We start from the raw sequence: 19,668 nt of genomic DNA on the forward strand, positions 1-19,668 counted from the left end.
CACTTATGCGTACACTATAAATACAAGAGTTAAGAAAAAAGGAGCGCAAAAAATGGAAATTCTAACAGTATCCAATTTAACAAAAGTATTTGGAAATAAGCATGTGGCGCATGAAGTGCTGAAAGGCATCTCGTTTAAAGTTGAAAAAGGTGAATTCATTTCAATTATGGGACCGTCTGGTTCTGGTAAAACGACATTATTGAATATGTTAAGCTCCATTGATTATATAACACAAGGTTCAGTGGAACTTAACGGACATCAATTGCAGAAATTAAGTAACAAAGCACTGTCAGAAGTGCGTAAAAAAGAAATCGGCTTTATTTTCCAAGATTATAATTTATTAGACACGTTGACAGTTAAGGAAAATATTATGTTGCCGTTATCTATTCAAAAGTTATCCAAAAAAGAAGTGGATGCACGATTTGATGAAGTGACAGAAACATTAGGTATCAGAGATTTAGCAAATAAATATCCATCTGAAGTTTCAGGTGGTCAGAAACAAAGAGTTTCTGCAGCCCGTGCATTTATCACACGTCCAGCAATTATCTTCGCAGATGAACCAACAGGGGCGTTAGATTCTAAAAGTGCACAAGATTTATTAAGACGTTTGAAAAATATGAATGAACGCTTTGATACGACTATTTTAATGGTGACACATGATCCGGCAGCAGCCAGTTATTCAAACCGTGTCATCATGTTGAAAGATGGTCAAATTTATTCTGAGTTGTATCAAGGTGAACGTTCAAAACAAACGTTTTATAAAGAAATTATTCAAGCACAAAGCGTCTTGGGCGGTGTGTCTTATGACGTTTAGACATATTGTATTAAAGAACTTAAGACAAAACATCAGACATTATGGTTTATATCTTTTTTCTCTCATAATGAGTATTTCCTTGTACTTTAGCTTTGTGACATTAAAATATACAGAAACAATCAATAATAGTGAATCTTCGAAATTAATTCAAAAAGGCGCGAGTTTAGGTAGTGTTGTACTGTTCATTATCATTATAATCTTTTTAATGTATGTGAATCAGCTCTTCATTAAACAAAGAGATAAAGAACTTGGACTCTATCAATTAATCGGATTAACGAAAGCAAATGTAGTTCGTATGTCGATGTTAGAGCAATTTGCGATATTTGTTGTCACAGGTCTTGTCGGCATAGTTGTCGGCTTAGTAGGGTCTAGAATTTTATTATTGATTGTGACGAAATTAATGCAAATGAATGAAACAGTACATTTGCATTTCAGCTTAAAAGCAGTAGGCGCAACGGCATTGATGTTAGTAATTGCGTACATCTTAGTTATTGTTCAAAACGCAATCTTTATCAAACGACGTTCCATTTTAGGATTAATGCAAACTCGTCGTACGGCTGATGTGAAATCAAATAAAATTACAGTACTTGAAGCAATCAGTGGGATTGTAGGGCTTGCGATGATTATTTCAGGATATGTTATGGCGGTTGATACAAAGCTTTTAGTGAATATGGCTATTCCGTTTTTAATTTTATTCCTGACAATTGTCGGTGCTTATTTATTCTTTAGAAGTACGGTATCTTTATTATTCAAGACATTGAAGAAAAGAAAAAAAGGCCAAGTTTCAATTAATGATGTCATTTTCACGTCATCTATTATGCATCGTATGAAAAAGAATGCCTTATCTTTAACTATTATTGCGGTCATTTCTGCGATTACAGTAACTGTACTTTGTTTTAGTGCTATACAAATGAAGATGGAAAAAGTGCAACTCAATATGTTTTCGCCATATGATGTGACATTACAATCGAAACATGATGTGGATTTATATGAAAAAGCATTAAAAAAACATCATATCGATTATGACTTAAATTATAAAGAGCTGTTGATGGTACAGTCTCAGAAGAATAATTTATTTAAGAAAAATGTCGGATACGAGATAGGTATTCGCGTCACAAGTGAAAAATATGTCGACAATGCAGGACTCTCTGATCATACCGCAAAACTTTCACATCCTTTTGGAACAGGTATGCTCTTAAAACCGATTACTAACGATTCATATGTAGCATTTCAAGATAAACAAGGACAACAACTCTTCCGTGTGAAAGTACAAGACACTGAACTTGATACACGTTTCAGCTTGCTTACGTTACGTGGCGGTGTGTTGGTAATCGTCAATGATGAAGACTATCGTTTATTGAAAGAGAAAGGGGAAATAGATAAAGATGACCTTTCTCCGCAATATGGCTTTACTATTACAGATAAATCTCAAATGAAAGAAGCTTCGAAAGCATTGGATGAAGTTGATCCAGGTTATGAGACAAAAGAAGAAATAGCTAAGGATAATAGAGAAAATAATGGTATGTTCTTATTCATATCATCATTCTTAGGTATTGCTTTCTTAATTGCGGCAGGTTGTATTATCTACATTAAACAAATGGATGAAACAACAGATGAAATCGGTAACTTTAAAATATTGAGAAAGCTAGGTTATACACAAAATGACATGCGTCACGGTTTAAAACTTAAAATCATGTTCAACTTTGGTTTGCCATTGATTGTAGGTTTGGCACATGCATACTTTGCATCATGGGCATTCTTGAATTTGATGGGGTCTGATGATCATTCTCCAGTCTTTATCGTAATGGGAGTTTATACATTGATTTATGCATCATTTGCGATTATTGCTTATATACACACAAAACGTACTATAAAACAGTCAATATAGTATAGAATAGTAAACTTACTTCGAAAACTTGAAATAATGAGTTTTCGGAGTATTTTTTTGGATTGGAATGTGTAAGAATGGTGAAGTTAGGTAAAATTTTTAGAGAGGAAGTATTTACTTTTCGCTTAGGATTGTGGAAATTTTGAAAACTTAGCGAAGTAATCGGACATTACAATTATGTTCAATTGTTAAGATTTTGTAAATAGAATTGTAGTGTTGTAAATTTTGTGCTATTTTCTTTTTAGGAAGGTAAAATTTATTTGAAGCTAGTGTGAAGATGGTATACATATTAGTTTCAAAAGTATCACACGATTACTTTTTACAATTATATACTTTTGAGTTCAAATTTATGAAATGTGATTGGGAAGCAATCGCTGAAAATGGAGGATTTTCAATGTTTAACAAGAAAAAGGATAAGTTCATGGTTAAATTGGAGGAAATGGTATTCAATTTAGATCGCGCAGCAATTGAGTTCGGGAAAATGGACTTTAACACACACCTAGATTTAAAAGCTTATTCTGATAATATCAAAACGTATGAGTCACACGGTGACGAATTAATGCACCAAGTAATCTCAGACTTGAACCAAACGTTCATTACCCCAATCGAGCGTGAGGATATTTTATCTTTATGTAACGCTATTGATGATGTTTTAGACGCAATGGAAGAAACATCAGCAATGTTCGAAATGTATTCAATCGAGTATTCAGATGAATACATGGCTGAATTTGTAGATAATATTCAAAAAGCAGTAGCTGAAATGAAATTAGCTATCGGCTTATTAGTAGAAAAGAAACTTTCTCACATGCGTATTCATTCAATTAATATTAAAGAGTTTGAAACAAATTGTGACGGTATTTTAAGACAATCAATTAAACATATCTTCAATAGTGAAACAGATCCAATCACATTGATTAAAATTAAAGACATATATGAAAGCTTAGAAAACATTGCAGATAAATGCCAAGCAGTCGCAAATAATTTCGAAACAATTATCATGAAAAATAGCTAAGGAGTAATATAAAATGGATTATATTATAATTATCACTGTAGCTATCGTTATTTTTTCATTGGTGTTCGACTTTATTAACGGTTTCCACGATACAGCGAATGCGGTAGCTACTGCAGTGTCGACAAGAGCACTGACACCAAAACGCGCAATCTTTTTAGCAGCGATTATGAACTTTATCGGTGCATTAACATTTACAGGTGTAGCAGGGACAATTACGAAAGACATTGTGGATCCATTTAAATTGCAAAATGGATTAGTCGTGGTATTAGCGGCTATTTTCGCAGCGATATTCTGGAACTTGTTAACATGGTACTTCGGTATTCCAAGTTCTTCATCACATGCCTTAATCGGTTCGATTGCAGGTGCAGCGGTTGCATCTCAAGGTTCATTTTCAGTGTTGCATTTCCAAGGCTTCACTAAAATTATTATTGTGTTGATTGTATCGCCATTGATTGCCTTTTGTGTAGGTTTCATTATGTATAGTATTGTTAAAGTCGTATTTAAAAATGCGAATTTAACAAAAGCTAACCGCAACTTTAGAATATTCCAGATTTTCACAGCATCATTACAATCATTCTCACATGGTACAAACGATGCGCAAAAATCAATGGGTATCATTACACTAGCTTTAATTGTTGCGAACTTACAAGATGGTAACAATGTTGAACCGCAATTATGGGTTAAAGTAGCCTGTGCTGCCGCTATGGGTCTAGGTACAGCAGTAGGTGGTTGGAAAATCATCAAAACTGTCGGCGGTAACATTATGAAGATTCGCCCAGCTAACGGGGCTGCTGCAGATTTATCTTCAGCATTAACAATTTTCGTCGCATCTTCATTACATTTCCCATTATCAACAACACACGTTGTATCTTCATCTATCCTTGGTGTAGGGGCATCTAACCGCATCAAAGGTGTGAAATGGAATACAGCACAACGTATGATTGTAACTTGGGTAATTACATTACCAATTTCAGCATTCGTCGCAGCAATGATTTACTGGATTATGAATATTTTCTTATAATCAATCTCAATCATTGAGACATAAACATAGAGAACATTAAATAGAAAGCGGATCATTTTCTGATTTTGAAAATGATCCGCTTTTTTTGCGATAAATCGGTCTTAGAACTATATAAAAGCGATTGAGGCGCTCAGTTTGATTAGCATGTTACATCATCTATTGGTTTTCAAATATAAGTCAAAATAAAAAGACGATGCGTCATCGTCTTTTTAGATTATTAATGAATGTAGTTATAGCTAGAAGCCATTGAAGCAGGGATTGTACGGTAGTCGACAATGCCTGGAGGTGTATTGTAGTTCATTTCAGAAATTAAAATGCTGCCATCACCATTCACTTGTTCTACATATGCAACATGACCGATTGGTCCTTCATAGTTTTGCATAATTGAACCAGCTGCAGGTGTGTTGTTTACTGTGTAACCGTCAGCTTGTGCATTGTTTGCCCAATGATCTGCGTTCCACCAGTATGTACTGATTGGTTGGCCTGTTTCAGCACGACGATTGAATACATGCCAAGTACATTGTCCCCAGTCATATAAGTTAGCATGATTAAATGTCGGTGATTGGTTCGATGCAGGTGTAGCTGTAGGTGTACCGCCTGAACCACCAGCTGCGCCAGAAATTTTTAATTGTTGGCCAGGGTGAATTAAATAACCATTCAAGCCGTTAGCTGACATGATTGCCTCAGCAGATGTACCGTATTGATTAGCAATGATATTTAATGATTCACCAGCTTGCACTGTATGAGTGCCACCAGAAATGTTAACAGTCGCCCCTGTATTTGAACTTTGACTGCTGCCATTTACTGTAATGACTTGGCCAGGGAATACCATATTATTCGATAAATTGTTATCTTGTTTAATGCTTTCGATAGAAGTGCCGTATTCTTGTGCAATAGACCAAAGTGATTCACCGGCTTGTACTGTATGCTGTGTCGATGCATCAGCATCTTGTTGAGTAAGCGCTAAGGCTGCACCTGTTGCAACTGAAAATGTAACTGCTAACTTTTTCAAATGAGATTCCTCCTCTAATAAGTTTGGTTCAGTAATTATACATTCGTTTTATATTTACTATGTAATACGAATATCAATCATTATTTCTATACTTCCACATCTTATCAAAAATATGCGGTGATTTGTCGGTTGTTACGTGCTTGTAATAATTTTTAATAAAACCTGAATTGTCTAAAATTCAGAAAACACTAGACAATATAGGGTTTATTGAAGAAAAATTTGGATTTTGACAATACTGATGTAATGTTTGTAATGAAAAATGACAATACATTAAAGCGCTTTGAAGATTTATAGTTGCTAAATCAGAAAGTGGAAATCAGAATACACTCTATGAAATAATAATTAACAAATAGTTTCAATGAAGGAGTTGAACAACTTGGTAAACGCAACACATACTACCTCTAAATCGAGTGCTTATGCGAAGGTTTGGCTTTACTTTATGTACTTTTGGATTATTTTTGGTATTGGTACATATTTTGGCCAATATCTGCCTGATGTTTGGAGAAGACCACTCTCTATCGGTTTGACGGTATTAATTTTGATTTCGTTATTTGTGAATCGATCACGTAAATTCGGCTTTTTAATTTCTAATATATATGCTGTAGCAATTGGGTTATTAGCTTATGCTGCATTTACGACATACATGCAGAATTTGGGTCCAGAGTTATTTTATAAAAACGTAGCACTTGCAGTAGGTGCCTTTATTGCGTTTGGTGTCATTGGATACTTTTTCGTGCAGAATGCATCAAGTATCGGCAAATATCTATTTGTGGTATTAATCGCATTAATTGTGGCCACTTTAATTGGTTTCTTTGTGCAAAACCCGATTTTTTATACTGTTATCAATGTTGTAGCAGTTGGTTTATTCTTGCTGTATACATTGTATGACTTTAACAGATTGAAACGAGGACAATTTGCACCAAGTGAAATGGGCTTTAATTTATTTGTGAACTTATTGAATATTATTATTAATATCTTAAGTTTAGCTAATCGTTTTAGAGATTAATATCATCAAGAATAGGACTGGAACAAAGAAAAACAATGTTCCAGTCCTTCATTATATTATATAATCTAGTTATCATTGATAAGAATAGTACGATATAATCATACGTTACGTAATTTGAAACAACATAAAAATACTATTAAATTTTAAAATTTGTGTCTAATTGCGTTGTATGCTAAATTTGTAGAGTATAGTCCTAGAGAAATTACAGGAAGGAATAAAATAAAGAGAGATGTATCATTACGACTTAAAACAGCTTATTTTATTAAAGGTTATATAAATGAGAAGTAGTATTATCGATTTATACGCAGCTGAAAATTTGCCAGCCAATCGTTGTTATGATGGAGTGTTATTACTTTGGCCAGTAAACGATACAGCAGAAATCCAAAGGTCCGCTCAAGTTGAAACAGTAAATAACACGGTTTGTCTCATCAACCATAATGAAGTTTTTCAAGTTTCGAAAAACAAAAAGATGATGATGGTTTATGTTGCGAGTGATTGGTTCCTTGAGAAGGATTTCGCTTTTTTTAATTATTGCTTTAATATTCAAATGGTTCAGTCGAACAGTAAAATTGAAAAAGCAATGTTGATCTTATTGGAAAAGTATCTTGAAGAAACCTTAACAGAAGAACTGATTAAAAAATGTATTAGTGAGATATGCGACATTTTAATTGAAGAGGCGAGTGTTGAAATCAAACATACGTCACACCAGTTAATTGCATCGCTAGATTATAGAGAAAAGAAAATCGTAGATTATATCAACGAACATATTGGAGAGAAACTAACTTTAGAGACAGTAGCTAAAGAAGTTTATATTTCTCCAACAACACTCTCTTCTTCCTTTTATAAAATATTTAATATGGGTTTCAGGAATTACATTGAAACATTACGAATTGGACTTTCTATAGAAATGTTAGTAACGACTGACCGAAAAATTTTGGATATCTCTGAAGAAGTAGGCTTCAGTAATTTCAGTGGTTATTATCGGAAATTTAAACGTCATTTAGATACAACGCCTAATGACTACAGACATAAATCTAAGCTGAGTAAAGACCTTTGTTATTTAGTAAAGGATCAAGATTCTGAAGTCAGTGAACAAGGTAAAAAAGTATATTTAAAGAAAATCAAAGACATACTGAAGAACTGGACAGAAGATAAAGAGAACATTATTTATGCAGATAATAATAATCCCATCTATTCTCCTACACGTCCATTTGTGATGACGATTCAAATTCGCACGCTTGAAGAATTGAAGGAAGTGATGGTTTATCACAGGCATCAAGAAATCTTTGATTTCGATGATGAAGTGATGTTCTTAATCCATCCAAGTATACCAACGATTCATCAACATTTTAGCACGAGTGAACTAGTTGCTATGCTTGATACTATCTATCAAAGCAATGCGAGGGTAGCTTTTGAACTTGAATCAAAAGAAGATATTGATTATGTGAAACATGAATTATTACAGTCACGTGCATTTACAGATCATCAAGCCTATGCATATCTTAAAAAGGATACATCTAAGATTTCGATAACATTTAGTTTGCAGAATCAATCGTTGAAAGACATCTATATACAAAAAATGAGAATTAAAGAAATTGGGTTTAATGTTAATTTTAACCTAGATGTCACTAAATTGTTTAATGATCCTGAAAAATTTAAAGCATTAGAACTCCCAATTAAACGAGTGAATTTTGATTATTTCTTTATTGATAATGAAAAGTTGAAACATCCTTATTTGGAAAAATCTTATAAAAAAATGCCGATGAAACAACTAGCCAATTTGAATACGCTGCAGTCAGTTATGAAACAGGTTCATTTAGAAGAACGTAAATATATACTGCTTAATGTTCCGAATAGAAAATTATTGAATGAAGATATGAGTCTCTTAGATAGCACACCATTAATGATGTATATGTTTATGCGCTTTTATAGTATTTTATCTGGAATCGGCGTGGATTTATATCAACGTACTGATACGAATATCGCATTTCTTTTTGATACAAATGGTTTCAAGACCACACTGTATTTTTTATATAGACAACTGTCTGGATTTGAGACGTTTTATTTCTATGAAGATGATGCTTGTCTCATGACACGTGGGGATGAACATTACAGTATTATCGTCTATGACTGGCGTATTATTGAAAATGAAATACATGAAGGTAATCAAAGTTGTCATCGTTTCTATATCGGTTTTAAAGATAAAAGTTTAAGAGACAATTATTTGGTAACACGTGAAGTAACAGATTATAAACACGGTAATATCAAGGAGATTATTTCACCCAATATCATGCCTACATTTAAATGGCCAAAAGATTTAAAACGTAAGATAAAAAACGCCAATAATCCAAAGTTTGATGTATTTGAACACAACTTTAACAATGGCACATTGAGTGTTGATGTTGAATATAATTCATTGCAATTGATTTCTTTATATAAAACAACGAAATAGATTGAAGTTTATAAAAGGTAATTGTATTTTATACAATTCAATTTGTCGTACTTAGGAAAATTGCAAAGACAATGTGGGGAAACACTAAAGACTTTTAGAGTTTTAATATTCATACTTAATGTATTATATCGATATAAAATCTGGAGGCGTATACTTTGAAAAAAAGTAACTTAGAGAAATTGCTCAATGAATACAAAAAATTTATGGATTTGACACGTTTCATTGAAGAAACATATAAAATCAACATGAATGACTTTGTAATACTTAATTGTGTTCATGAGAATTGCACCGAAGAAAAGATGTTAATGCAGCCCTTTTTAAAGATTGCAACAGATTCATTTGAAATTAGCCGAACTAAAGTTTTGGCATCCATTCGTAAACTAGTCAATCAAGACCGTGTCAGCAAAGTCCGTTCTGAGTCTGACGAACGTAAGGTTTATATTTATATGGATGATAAAAACATAGAAAAACTTGATCAAATGCTTAAAGACATTGATAAGTTCTTAGGTTGATAATACATCTGAACACCCCATACTAGAGAGATATAATATTGTGGATGAACAGCCCGGTTTTTGGGCTGTTTTTTTATGAGAAATCAAAGTAATTATGCACAAAAGGGGAACTTGGTTTTCAATAACTATATATTAAGCGTGAAATCATGTATAATAGTTGATGTTAAAAATTGAGAGCGAAAGCGAGATGGAAGTATGGGACGTAAATGGAATAACATCAAAGAGAAAAAAGCCCAAAAAGATAAAAATACAAGTCGTATTTATGCGAAATTCGGTAAAGAAATTTATGTAGCTGCGAAATCTGGTGAACCTGATCCAGAATCGAACCAAGCATTACGTTTAGTGCTTGAACGTGCAAAAACGTATAATGTACCGAAAAACATCATCGACCGTGCGATTGACAAAGCAAAAGGTAATGATGATGAAAACTACGATGAATTACGTTATGAAGGGTTTGGTCCTAGCGGTTCAATGCTGATTGTTGATGCATTGACTAATAATGTTAACCGTACTGCATCAGATGTACGTGCTGCTTTCGGTAAAAATGGCGGTAACATGGGTGTATCAGGTTCAGTATCATATATGTTCACACATACAGGTACTTTCGCATTTGAAGGCAAATCTGCAGATGAAATCTTAGAAGTTTTAATGGAAAAAGATTTAGATGTGCGAGATGTTGTCGAAGACGGTGATTTAACTATCGTTTATGCTGAACCAGATCAATTTGCACAAGTACAAGAAGCTTTAAAAGAAAGCGGCGTTGAAGAATTCGAAGTAGCTGAATTTGAAATGTTACCTCAAAATGACATCCAATTATCAGATGAAGATAAAGCAATTTTAGAAGGCTTAATCGATGCGTTAGAAGATTTAGAAGATGTTCAAAACGTTTATCATAACGTGGACTTGGATTAAGTAATGGAACATTCTGTATCGGAATGGGTGCGCCAATTAGATTTATTACCGCATCCAGAAGGCGGCTATTATAAAGAAATTATTAAAGCTGAACGCCAAGAAGAAGGACAAGCACGTCCAACTTATACGAGTATTTACTTTTTATTAACAGATGATAATATTTCACATTTTCATCGTATAGATGCAGATGAAATTTGGTATTATCACTATGGTAATACTTTAACAGTGCATATGATTTATCCTAATGGTCAATATGAAGCGGTAGACCTTGGACCCGATATAACAAAGGGTGAAGTGCTACAACACGTTGTGTCTGCAGGTACAATTTTTGCATCTTCGATTAAAGATGAAAAAGGCTATGCGCTGGTTGGATGTATGTGCCAACCAGGTTTCATGTTTGAGCATTTTGAAATGTTTGATCAAGCGGAACTTAAAAAAGCGTATCCTCATTTGATTGAAGTGATTGAACACTATGCACTAGAAACTATTGATTGATTTTAAAATTGAATCTATGTTTTACCAGGCACTTGCTTTAGATTTTGGGAACGAGCCCAAGCTAAAACAAGTGCTTTTTTTGTATCTCGAAATATTTTAACTATAGCAGAAATTTATATTAGGGTAACACCTAGAATTTAATACGTCTTACGAATCAGCTATTTAATCTATTCGCATTGATGAAGTTTAAATGTTTAAAGCGAATATTGGAGAGGATTTTATTGGTAAATAGTTTTTATCTTACAGACTAATTCTCAATCAATTAAAATAAAATACAAATACGTTTTACCTAAAAAGTATAAATGAATATAAAAATGATTTGTTTGCAAATTAGAGTTGAGGGTAAAAACAATAATACCAATTAAAGAGAGAGGGGTGTTATCGTGAGCAGGTATAAAAAGGGCGTAAATATTAAAAAGAAGAAAAACAAGGGCAATAAAAACATTCATGTCGCTGATGCTATTGTAGGCGGTGTGTTCGGCGCAACTTTCGGCTGGTTCTATAGACGAGAGGGCACTCAAAACATGATTCACCGTGTAAAAGAATCAGAGTTATTCCAAAACATTGCTTCAGATGTTTATGAAATTACTGAAGAAAATATTAAAGCCTACATCGCGATGAATATTGAAAATAAAACCCGCGATTTTTTTCAAAAGCCCGATGAAGAGGACGAAGACGAAGAATATTATGAAGATGATGAAGAGTTTGAAGAAGCATACGTAGAAGATGAAGACGGTGCTTACGATGATGAAGATGAAGAAGAGTTAGATGAAGAAGAATATTACGAAGCGTTATTAGAAGAAAATGAACAGCTTAAAGAAGCTATCAGTCGTTTAGAAGATCGCTTTGAAGAATTACTGTAAAAACATTAAGAAAGTAGAGGGAAAACAGTATGAGTAAACAAATTAAAAACCAGACAGAAAAAACTAAAAAGTTACAACCTAAGAAGAAAAAATGGACATCTAGTCCCGTATACCGCACAGTGGCTGGGGGAGCAGTCGGTGCAGGTCTTGGTTATGTCTTAAAACCTAAGCAAGATAAAAAAGCACTTTATACTAAAAAGAATGCTTCAAATGCATCATTAAAAGATAAAGCTTCTGATTTAAAAGACTCTATCTTTGGTGATGATAAGAAGAAAAAAGGCAAAAAAGGTAAGAAAAATGCTGGGTTATTCAGTAAAAATACTAAAGGTAAAAAACGTAAAAAGAAACCAAATAAGAAACAGTTTCAGTTATTGAAATCCGAAAATGAAACACTGCAACAACGTTTACAATTTTTAGAAGATAAATTAGATCAATATACAACATCAAAAAAACGTAAGAAATCTCTTTTCCGTAAAAAATAAACTTTGATTAAACGTTCAATCGAAAAGGTGCACAGTTAAAAAAACTGGCACCTTTTTTAACTAGTAATACAAGCACTTTCAAAACCTCAAGATGTTAAACGTCAATACAATGATTGTAATGTATATTAAGAGAATATTTCAAAAGTTGTAATTGTGTTTGAGTTTAAATTTAAAGTGGTACTGTAATTAACATGAAAGAAAATAGATTTTACAACTAAATCGAATATTCAACTAAAAATAATAAATAATTTAAAGGTATTCAGACATCCTTTGAATCAAACGATAAGAATGTACAGAAAAACATCTTAGACATCTTTATTTATTTTATTTATTGATAAGTCAAAGGTGGTTTCTATCAAAAAAGAAAATATCAATTTAAAGGAGGTCTACAATGCCTAATAAAATGGTGAAAAAAGCTGCTGGTGCAGTGGCAAAAAAAGCAATTGAAAAGACTCCTGACGAAATTGAAGATAAAGCAAAAGATAAATTAAAAGATAAAGCACACGAGATGATGGAAGAGAAAATAACAGAAGGCGTTCAAGATAAAGCAGATCAAGCAGCAGGCAAATTACAACAAGTGAAAGAGAAAAACCAAGAAGTTGTGCCTGAAGTTGCAGATAAAGCAACAGACAAAATGCAAGGCGCCCTGTTAAAGACACGTGATAAATTAGGACAAGTCAAAGAAGCCGGGGAAGCATTCCAAGAAAAAATCAACAAAGATGAGTCCGGTAACAGCAAGAAAAAAATCAAAGGTGTTCAAGACATCAAAAGCGTTCAAAACATCAAAGGTATTTCTAACATTAAAAGCTACAACGACATTAAACATGCCTCAGACATTAAGGGAGTAGAAGATAATAAATCAACATTGATTGACAACTAAAAGAAACATTAAAAGTTTAACGAATGAAAACAATATCAATTTGAGAGGGGATTGAACATTATGAGTTCAGTACAAAGAAGTGCAGATACGTCTAGTTTAGCAGAAGTAATCGACAGAATTTTAGATAAAGGTATCGTTATTGATGCTTACGTTAGAGTTTCAGTAGTAGGTATCGAAATCTTAACTATCGAAGCAAGAATCGTAATTGCCAGCGTAGATACTTGGTTAAGATATGCAGAAGCTGTAGGCTTACTGCGTGATGAAGTTGAAGAAGAAGGCTTACCAGGCCAACAACAAGAACAACTTTCAGGAGATACGAACCAACAGCAACAAATTTCTCAACAAAGTGAACCAGAAGAAGCAGAAACAAAAGAAGCAGACGACAAGAAAAAATCAAAATATAGTGTTTAATTTTTAAATTAAAAGGGAGGCGGCGACGGAATGTTGTCGTCATCTCTTACTATATAAGATTGATGGAGGATAATTATGACGATCAAAGAACTTATGAGTAAAATTAGAGAATTCTTCAATGAAAATGTAGCACCGCCTTTCAAAATTACTTCAATCGAAGAACGTGAAGGCGATGAATCAGGTTGGACTGCGACAGTTGAAGTGATTGAAGAGAAAGAATATATGAAACGTTACGCGAAAGATGAAATGCTTGGCACGTATAGCGTTGTATTAGATAAAGATGGCGAAGTCACTTCATTTAAACGTGAAGGTATTCGTTACAGAAGTAAAGTAGACGGTAGTTAATTAATAAACGCTTTAATTAAAGGACACTAATACTAGGTACTCAAAGGAGATAAGCTTATGGCACAAGAAGAAACAGGGATTTATATATTTTGTGGAACACAGACAGATCAAAACGACGATTTCGGAACTGTTGAAGTAGAAGGTGAAAATCGTGAGTTGTTCACAATCAGATATAAAGATGCAGCTATTGTTGCTGCAGAAGTTCCGATGAAGATTTATGCACCGAAGAAAGATAATTTAATGATGCACCAAAATGTTGTGGCGACTGTTATGAAAGAAAAAGATGCAGTGATTCCTATCAGTTTCGGTAACGTATTTAAGTCTAAAGACGATGTTAAAGCTTTACTTGAAAAATTGTACCCGCAATTTGAAACGTTATTCCCTGAAATCAAAGGAAAATTTGAATTAGGACTAAAAGTCATTGGCAAACAAGAGTGGTTAGAGTCAGTAGTGAATGACGACCCTAAATTACAGGAAATGGCAAAATCAGTACGCAGCAAATCAGAAGATGCAGGCTACTATGAACGTATTCAACTGGGTTCTGCGACACAAGATGTTTTCAAGCAATTATCTAATAAAATAGAAGCGGATATTTATGAACCGCTCGCAGAGTTGAGTGCATCTGCTAAATCGAATGAACCTCAAAGCGAGAAAATGCTATTAAATGCAGCATTTTTAGTTGATGAGAAAAATGATCAAGCCTTTGATGATTTAGTAAATAAACTCTATGAAAAATGGGAAGACAAAGTAGAGTTCAAGTACACAGGTCCATGGGCCGCTTACAACTTTGTGAATATCCGTCTTAATATCGAGGGATCATAAAATGATAGTATATGGCTCACTTAAGTTATTGAAAAAAATTGCAGAACAAGTCAAAGATGAAGCAGACAAAGAACTTTATGACCTTCCGACAATTGAAAAGAAATTAATTCAATTACAAATGCAAGAAGAACTAGGTGAGATACCAGAAGACGAATACAAAGAAAAAGAAGAACAATTATTAGCACGTTATGAAACTGCTAAACAAAAAGAAATTGATGAAGCAGAAGCAATGATACAACAAAAGGAAGATGAATAGCGAATGGAAAACTTGTTATATTTATATGCACTTGTTCCAGAAGCGGAACTAGAAAACCAAGACCTTCCTTCCCTAACTGGTTTTGATGGTGAAGGCAGCTTATATACAGTTCCTGTTGATGATAAAATCACAGCAATTGTATGTGATTTAGATGGGAATGAATATTCAGAAGAAGTAATCGAAGATAAAATCGATAATGATATGGAATGGCTACAGAAGAAAGCTGTTCATCATCATGAAACGATTGAAACACTTTATCAAAACTTTACTTTAGTTCCATTGAAGTTCTGTACGATTTACAAAACAAAAGACAGTTTGAAATCAACAATTCAAGGTTATAGCGAAAAAATTACTGCCACTTTCAATTTCCTAGAAGATAAAGAAGAATGGACAGTTAAAATTTATACAAACGATAAGAAACTTCGCAAAGAAGTCAGCAAAAATAATAAAGCTGTTGAAGAAAAACGTGAAGAAATCAAAGACTTACCACGCGGTCGTCGTTTCTTTGCGGAAAAGAAAATTGACAGTATCGTTGATAAAGAGTTAGAAAATGAAAAAGACCGAGTCAGCGAAGACTTACATCAAAACCTCAAAGCATTAGCTGTTGATTTCTCAATTAAAAAGAATTGGGGCAGAGATGTAACAGGTTTAGAAGAAGAAATGGTATATAACAGTGTCTATCTTGTACCTAATGAAAAGGTAAATGATTTTCTTGAAGTCATTGATGACACTAAAAATGAATTACCAGAAGAAGGATGGCATATAGAAGTCGCTGGACCTTGGCCTGCCTACCATTTTTCTAGCTTTAACTAATATGGAGGTGGATAGAGATGCCGTCGACAAGAGAAACTATCGAAAACAAAGAAGTCGGTCTCATTGATATTTTAGATGTCATTCTCGATAAAGGTGTTGCGATCAGAGGAGATTTAATCATTTCGATTGCCAATATAGACTTAGTCTATTTAGACTTACGTGTTTTGATTTCTTCAGTAGAAACATTAGTACAGTCTTCTATGGGCAATCGTCGACATGATATTACTTCCGAAGCATTTGATGAACAAAGGAGGGAACTTCTAGATGCCACAGATGAATAATAATAGCTCACGTATCAACTTAGGCCAAGATAATGCAGAAGATGGATTAGCGCAATTAGTAATGACAGTAATTGAGTTATTGAGACAAATTGTAGAACGCCATGCCATCAGACGTGTAGAAGGCGGAACACTGACTGACGAACAAATCGAAGAGTTAGGTGTTGCCTTAATGGATTTAGAAGAAAAAATGGAAGAACTGAAAGACGTATTTGGACTAGACGATGAAGATTTAAACATCGACTTAGGTCCTTTAGGAAGACTTATGTAACAGTTCGTTATGAATTTGATTAAGGGAGTGAGAATAAGTTATGGCAAATGAACAACTGCCTCCTGCTTCAAACGGTTCTAGTAACTTAGTAGATGTATTAGAGAAAGTATTAGATAAAGGTGTCGTAATCGCCCGAGATATCAGAGTCGGCATCGCAGATGTCGAATTATTGACCATCAAAATTCGTTTAATCGTAGCTTCAGTTGATAAGGCTAAAGAAATGGGCTTAGATTGGTGGGAAACAGATCCGTATCTCACATCTAGAGCTACAGACATGAAAATTGCAGAACAACAAAATGCTGAAGCTGAAAACAAAGAACTACAAAAGAAAGTTGAAGCTTTAGAAAATAAACTCAACGAACAAAATGAAGCACCTTCAACAGAGAAGTCTACAGCTAAAAATGCTTCAACCAAAAAGGCATCCGATAAGCAATTAGATGGAGAGGATAAGGATGAGTAAAAAATCTAGAAAAAAACAAAAAAAGAATCAAAAGCGTGAAATTAACTTAACCAAAACCATAGCTGGCGGATTAGTAGGGGCTTCTTTCGGTTATCTTACGGCTCCTAAGAGCCGTAAGAAAATCGTAAAAGAATTAAGTAAAATTGTATTAAAAGGGACTGCCAAAGAATTTGGTCATACAACTAAGAAAAAAATAAGCAGCTTAACACCTTCCCCTAACAATCCTTTCAAAAAAAAAGCACCCGACGAAGAAAAATCACACGACATTCAAGAAGATGAAGACAAAGAAGAAAACACAACAGTATTAGTTCAAGGTGAAGATGATCGAGAAAATGAAGAAAATCAAAACGATCAAGACAACGATGAAAATGACACTGATGAATCTGAAACAGAGGAAGTAGAAGATACAGAAGACAACGAAGAAACTGAAGAAGATGATTCAGCAGACGAAGACAGCGATAAGCCTAAAGGTAAGAAGAAAAAGAAATTCTTCGATAGATTCAAATCGCATAAATCTGATAAAGAAGAGTCAGATGATGATGAAGACTCAGAAGATGATGAAGATGAAGAGAACGATGACCAGGATAAAAAAGCATCAAAAAAATCTAAGTCAAAAGAAGATGACGATGATTCTGAATCTGATGAGGAAACAGATGAATCAGAAGATGAGGAAGAAGATACAGAAGACAACGAAGAAGATGAAGAAGATGATTCAACAGAGGAAGACAACGATAAACCTGAAGGCGAGAAGAAAAAGAAATTCTTCGATAGATTCAAATCGCATAAATCTGATGAAAAAGAGTCGGATGATGAAGAATCTGAGAATGATGAAGACACTGATGAATCCGAAGATAATTCTGAAGAAGAATCCGAAGAAGATAGCGACAAACCTGAAGGTAAGAAGAAGAAAAAGAACATCTTCAGCAAGTTAAAATCACGTAAATCAAAGAAAAATGAATATGAAGAAGAACAAGCATCAGATGATGACGATGAAGACGAAGAAAAAGAAAAACAAGACAAAAAAGCAACTAAGAAAAATAAAGCAAAAACTAAAAAAGAAGATGATTCTGAAGCTAAATCCGAAGATGATGATGTAGAAGATTCTGAAGAAGATGAGACATCGAAAGATGAAGAAGAATCCGAAGAAACTAGTGCGGATAAAAAAGCATCAAAAAAATCTGAGCCGGAAGATGAGACAGAATTAGTATCAGAAGATGACACATCAGAAGCAGATGAACCTGACGAATCAGAAGAAGAATCCGACGACGCAGCTGAAGAGTCCAAAGAAGACACTTCAAAAGACGAGGACGCATTAGAAGAACCTGAAGCGGATGAGAAAACATCAAAAGCATCAGCCGGAAAAACTTCTGAAAAACCCGAATCAGAAGAAGAGTCTGAACCAGAATCAGATGATGAGACATCAGAAACAGATGAATCTGATCAATCAGAAGAAGAATCAGACGATGAGGCTGAAGAGTCCAAAAATCAAGTTGAAGATTCTAAAGTTGATGACACTTCTGATGATAAAGATGAAGCTTCAGATGAGAAAAATGAATCCGAAGAAGATAGTAATTCAGACGATGAGGAATCCGAAGACGAAGCTGAGGAAGATTCAACTAAATCAGATGAGTCTAAAAAAGCAGATAATGTAAAGCTTGATTCTGAGGATTCAAAAGATGAAGAGTCTAATTCGAAAACAAAACAGCCTAAGAAATCTACATCAAAGAAAAAAGCAGATAATTCTAAACCAGATAATCAATCTGACGAAGATGATGAAAGCGAAAAAAATGATAGTAAAGAAAAGGCAACGGGGGAATCTAAAAACTCAAAGATGCCAACTGAACCTGAACAAACTAAAGATGAAGACAACGAGGAAGAGAAGGGTTCAAAAGAAAAAGGCACTCAATTCAACCAAGTTGCCAGAGCAAAACTCAAAGGCTTGAAAACATCAACGGCAAGCCTGTTCAAAAAGGATGATAGTGATGACGAACAATCAGAAGAAATTGAAGAAAATGAAAGACAAGAAACTAAAACAAATCAACAAGATGAAAAAGAACCTGAAGAAAAACTTCAAGAAGAACAAGAAGAAACCTCTTCTAGGCAAAAAGAAAAAACACAGACCACTAAGAAGCAAGAAGAAACGTCTGAAGAAAAAGCTGGAACGTGGATAGAAAGTCATGATGACACAGGTGACAGATAATTAAACGAGAGGAATGATATAATGAGTAACAAACAAACATCTAAAGATGATATTCTTGAATCATTTGTAAAAGCCGCAAACGAAGACGACTTTACTCTAGATATTTCGTTATTAGTCGACGGTGCCATTGTGACTGGTACATTGATTTCAGCGAAAGAATACTTTAAAACATTAAGCAAATCATTTAAAGGCGGCAATGCAACGTCTAAACAATTTAGCGAAGACTTAGATGAAGCTGGTGACTATGCCGCTGAAAGTGATAACGATGAAATCAATTATATTCACTTAAAAGATACAAGTATATTTATCAGTGAGAATAAACCTACACCTTCAAGTGGTAAGTTGATTTGGAGAGGTAAATTAAGCGAAGTAAACAGTTTCTTTTTAGGAAAAATTAAAAGTAATTAAAACTTAATATAAGCACTGAATAAATAGTGTGATATAAAACGAGGGACCGTACTTA

22 protein-coding genes and 1 pseudogene are annotated in these 19,668 nt (G+C 33.9%); 22 read left to right on the top strand and 1 reads right to left on the bottom strand.

Features of this window, described 5'->3' with window-relative positions:
• Window positions 1-52: 52 nt before the first annotated feature.
• The 4 genes from HMPREF3270_RS01805 to HMPREF3270_RS01820 all read left to right on the top strand — a co-directional run bounded on the left by HMPREF3270_RS01805 (window position 53) and on the right by HMPREF3270_RS01820 (window position 4,735).
• Window positions 53-814 carry an ABC transporter ATP-binding protein gene (locus HMPREF3270_RS01805; protein ID WP_070848313.1) on the top strand — a complete coding sequence of 254 codons (762 nt, stop codon included), beginning with the start codon at window positions 53-55 and terminating at the stop codon, window positions 812-814.
• A 67-nt stretch (window positions 815-881) separates the two neighbouring features.
• Window positions 882-2,702 carry an FtsX-like permease family protein gene (locus tag HMPREF3270_RS01810; protein WP_256324324.1) on the top strand — a complete coding sequence of 607 codons (1,821 nt, stop codon included), beginning with the start codon at window positions 882-884 and terminating at the stop codon, window positions 2,700-2,702.
• Window positions 2,703-3,096: 394 nt separating this feature from the next.
• A complete protein-coding gene (locus tag HMPREF3270_RS01815; RefSeq protein WP_002481441.1) occupies window positions 3,097-3,714 on the top strand; it encodes a DUF47 domain-containing protein in 618 nt (205 codons plus the stop codon).
• Window positions 3,715-3,727: 13 nt separating this feature from the next.
• The gene (locus tag HMPREF3270_RS01820) at window positions 3,728-4,735 is read left to right on the top strand and encodes an inorganic phosphate transporter (RefSeq protein ID WP_002481442.1); all 1,008 of its coding nucleotides are present in this window, start codon (window positions 3,728-3,730) and stop codon (window positions 4,733-4,735) included.
• Between the two features lie 217 nt (window positions 4,736-4,952).
• On the opposite strand, the gene HMPREF3270_RS01825 is transcribed toward HMPREF3270_RS01820, so the two are convergent.
• The gene (locus tag HMPREF3270_RS01825; protein WP_023015435.1) at window positions 4,953-5,747 is read right to left on the bottom strand and encodes a CHAP domain-containing protein; all 795 of its coding nucleotides are present in this window, start codon (window positions 5,745-5,747) and stop codon (window positions 4,953-4,955) included.
• Window positions 5,748-6,105: 358 nt separating this feature from the next.
• Between HMPREF3270_RS01825 and HMPREF3270_RS01830 the strand changes: the two genes are divergently transcribed.
• The 18 genes and pseudogenes from HMPREF3270_RS01830 to gvpU all read left to right on the top strand — a co-directional run bounded on the left by HMPREF3270_RS01830 (window position 6,106) and on the right by gvpU (window position 19,613).
• Window positions 6,106-6,753 (top strand): Bax inhibitor-1/YccA family protein, encoded by a 648-nt coding sequence (locus tag HMPREF3270_RS01830; RefSeq protein ID WP_070848311.1) that lies wholly within the window; start codon window positions 6,106-6,108, stop codon window positions 6,751-6,753.
• A 277-nt stretch (window positions 6,754-7,030) separates the two neighbouring features.
• Window positions 7,031-9,205, top strand: coding sequence for a helix-turn-helix domain-containing protein (locus tag HMPREF3270_RS01835; RefSeq protein ID WP_070848310.1), 2,175 nt, complete (start codon window positions 7,031-7,033; stop codon window positions 9,203-9,205).
• Window positions 9,206-9,360: 155 nt separating this feature from the next.
• On the top strand, window positions 9,361-9,717 hold the full coding sequence (locus HMPREF3270_RS01840; RefSeq protein ID WP_002481446.1) for a transcriptional regulator, SarA/Rot family: 357 nt from the start codon (window positions 9,361-9,363) through the stop codon (window positions 9,715-9,717).
• 195 nt (window positions 9,718-9,912) lie between these two features.
• Window positions 9,913-10,629 carry a YebC/PmpR family DNA-binding transcriptional regulator gene (locus tag HMPREF3270_RS01845; RefSeq protein ID WP_057510173.1) on the top strand — a complete coding sequence of 239 codons (717 nt, stop codon included), beginning with the start codon at window positions 9,913-9,915 and terminating at the stop codon, window positions 10,627-10,629.
• Window positions 10,630-10,632: 3 nt separating this feature from the next.
• Window positions 10,633-11,124, top strand: a complete 492-nt coding sequence (locus HMPREF3270_RS01850; RefSeq protein WP_070848309.1) for a cupin domain-containing protein — start codon at window positions 10,633-10,635, stop codon at window positions 11,122-11,124.
• A gap of 383 nt (window positions 11,125-11,507) precedes the next feature.
• Window positions 11,508-11,987, top strand: coding sequence for a hypothetical protein (locus HMPREF3270_RS01855; RefSeq protein ID WP_070848308.1), 480 nt, complete (start codon window positions 11,508-11,510; stop codon window positions 11,985-11,987).
• Between the two features lie 29 nt (window positions 11,988-12,016).
• Window positions 12,017-12,469 carry a hypothetical protein gene (locus HMPREF3270_RS01860; protein ID WP_057510176.1) on the top strand — a complete coding sequence of 151 codons (453 nt, stop codon included), beginning with the start codon at window positions 12,017-12,019 and terminating at the stop codon, window positions 12,467-12,469.
• Between the two features lie 391 nt (window positions 12,470-12,860).
• A complete protein-coding gene (gene gvpQ, locus HMPREF3270_RS01865) occupies window positions 12,861-13,349 on the top strand; it encodes a gas vesicle protein GvpQ (protein WP_002481451.1) in 489 nt (162 codons plus the stop codon).
• A gap of 60 nt (window positions 13,350-13,409) precedes the next feature.
• On the top strand, window positions 13,410-13,760 hold the full coding sequence (gene gvpJ, locus HMPREF3270_RS14160; RefSeq protein ID WP_002481452.1) for a gas vesicle protein GvpJ: 351 nt from the start codon (window positions 13,410-13,412) through the stop codon (window positions 13,758-13,760).
• A gap of 75 nt (window positions 13,761-13,835) precedes the next feature.
• On the top strand, window positions 13,836-14,105 hold the full coding sequence (gene gvpO, locus HMPREF3270_RS01875) for a gas vesicle protein GvpO (RefSeq protein WP_002481453.1): 270 nt from the start codon (window positions 13,836-13,838) through the stop codon (window positions 14,103-14,105).
• 57 nt (window positions 14,106-14,162) lie between these two features.
• Window positions 14,163-14,927: a GvpL/GvpF family gas vesicle protein gene (locus HMPREF3270_RS01880; protein WP_070724559.1), complete on the top strand. Its 765-nt coding sequence runs from the start codon at window positions 14,163-14,165 to the stop codon at window positions 14,925-14,927.
• Window positions 14,928-14,955: 28 nt separating this feature from the next.
• Window positions 14,956-15,183 carry a gas vesicle protein GvpG gene (locus HMPREF3270_RS01885; protein ID WP_256324325.1) on the top strand — a complete coding sequence of 76 codons (228 nt, stop codon included), beginning with the start codon at window positions 14,956-14,958 and terminating at the stop codon, window positions 15,181-15,183.
• 3 nt (window positions 15,184-15,186) lie between these two features.
• Window positions 15,187-15,996, top strand: coding sequence for a GvpL/GvpF family gas vesicle protein (locus tag HMPREF3270_RS01890; RefSeq protein ID WP_002481456.1), 810 nt, complete (start codon window positions 15,187-15,189; stop codon window positions 15,994-15,996).
• A 17-nt stretch (window positions 15,997-16,013) separates the two neighbouring features.
• The gene (locus HMPREF3270_RS01895) at window positions 16,014-16,277 is read left to right on the top strand and encodes a gas vesicle protein (RefSeq protein WP_002481457.1); all 264 of its coding nucleotides are present in this window, start codon (window positions 16,014-16,016) and stop codon (window positions 16,275-16,277) included.
• A complete protein-coding gene (locus tag HMPREF3270_RS01900; RefSeq protein ID WP_002481458.1) occupies window positions 16,261-16,545 on the top strand; it encodes a gas vesicle protein K in 285 nt (94 codons plus the stop codon). The genes HMPREF3270_RS01895 and HMPREF3270_RS01900 overlap by 17 nt, the downstream gene beginning before the upstream one ends.
• 40 nt (window positions 16,546-16,585) lie before the next feature.
• Window positions 16,586-16,900, top strand: a pseudogene (locus HMPREF3270_RS01905) (gas vesicle protein); the annotation flags it as partial.
• Window positions 16,901-16,997: 97 nt separating this feature from the next.
• A complete protein-coding gene (locus tag HMPREF3270_RS01910; RefSeq protein WP_070867152.1) occupies window positions 16,998-19,205 on the top strand; it encodes a YtxH domain-containing protein in 2,208 nt (735 codons plus the stop codon).
• A 21-nt stretch (window positions 19,206-19,226) separates the two neighbouring features.
• Window positions 19,227-19,613: a gas vesicle accessory protein GvpU gene (gene gvpU / locus HMPREF3270_RS01915; RefSeq protein ID WP_002481461.1), complete on the top strand. Its 387-nt coding sequence runs from the start codon at window positions 19,227-19,229 to the stop codon at window positions 19,611-19,613.
• Window positions 19,614-19,668 lie beyond the last annotated feature (55 nt).

The sequence above is a fragment of the Staphylococcus sp. HMSC65H10 genome, assembly GCF_001839185.1.
Classification (GTDB): Bacteria; Bacillota; Bacilli; order Staphylococcales; family Staphylococcaceae; genus Staphylococcus; species Staphylococcus simulans.

Coding starts and splice junctions, on each gene's coding strand:
- HMPREF3270_RS01805 (WP_070848313.1), top strand. CDS start 53: ATGGAAATTCTAACAGTATCCAATTTAACAAAAGTATTTGGAAATAAG.
- HMPREF3270_RS01810 (WP_256324324.1), top strand. CDS start 882: ATGAGTATTTCCTTGTACTTTAGCTTTGTGACATTAAAATATACAGAA.
- HMPREF3270_RS01815 (WP_002481441.1), top strand. CDS start 3,097: ATGTTTAACAAGAAAAAGGATAAGTTCATGGTTAAATTGGAGGAAATG.
- HMPREF3270_RS01820 (WP_002481442.1), top strand. CDS start 3,728: ATGGATTATATTATAATTATCACTGTAGCTATCGTTATTTTTTCATTG.
- HMPREF3270_RS01830 (WP_070848311.1), top strand. CDS start 6,106: ATGAAGGAGTTGAACAACTTGGTAAACGCAACACATACTACCTCTAAA.
- HMPREF3270_RS01835 (WP_070848310.1), top strand. CDS start 7,031: ATGAGAAGTAGTATTATCGATTTATACGCAGCTGAAAATTTGCCAGCC.
- HMPREF3270_RS01845 (WP_057510173.1), top strand. CDS start 9,913: ATGGGACGTAAATGGAATAACATCAAAGAGAAAAAAGCCCAAAAAGAT.
- HMPREF3270_RS01850 (WP_070848309.1), top strand. CDS start 10,633: ATGGAACATTCTGTATCGGAATGGGTGCGCCAATTAGATTTATTACCG.
- HMPREF3270_RS01860 (WP_057510176.1), top strand. CDS start 12,017: ATGAGTAAACAAATTAAAAACCAGACAGAAAAAACTAAAAAGTTACAA.
- gvpQ (WP_002481451.1), top strand. CDS start 12,861: ATGCCTAATAAAATGGTGAAAAAAGCTGCTGGTGCAGTGGCAAAAAAA.
- gvpJ (WP_002481452.1), top strand. CDS start 13,410: ATGAGTTCAGTACAAAGAAGTGCAGATACGTCTAGTTTAGCAGAAGTA.
- gvpO (WP_002481453.1), top strand. CDS start 13,836: ATGACGATCAAAGAACTTATGAGTAAAATTAGAGAATTCTTCAATGAA.
- HMPREF3270_RS01880 (WP_070724559.1), top strand. CDS start 14,163: ATGGCACAAGAAGAAACAGGGATTTATATATTTTGTGGAACACAGACA.
- HMPREF3270_RS01890 (WP_002481456.1), top strand. CDS start 15,187: ATGGAAAACTTGTTATATTTATATGCACTTGTTCCAGAAGCGGAACTA.
- HMPREF3270_RS01895 (WP_002481457.1), top strand. CDS start 16,014: ATGCCGTCGACAAGAGAAACTATCGAAAACAAAGAAGTCGGTCTCATT.
- HMPREF3270_RS01900 (WP_002481458.1), top strand. CDS start 16,261: ATGCCACAGATGAATAATAATAGCTCACGTATCAACTTAGGCCAAGAT.
- HMPREF3270_RS01910 (WP_070867152.1), top strand. CDS start 16,998: ATGAGTAAAAAATCTAGAAAAAAACAAAAAAAGAATCAAAAGCGTGAA.
- gvpU (WP_002481461.1), top strand. CDS start 19,227: ATGAGTAACAAACAAACATCTAAAGATGATATTCTTGAATCATTTGTA.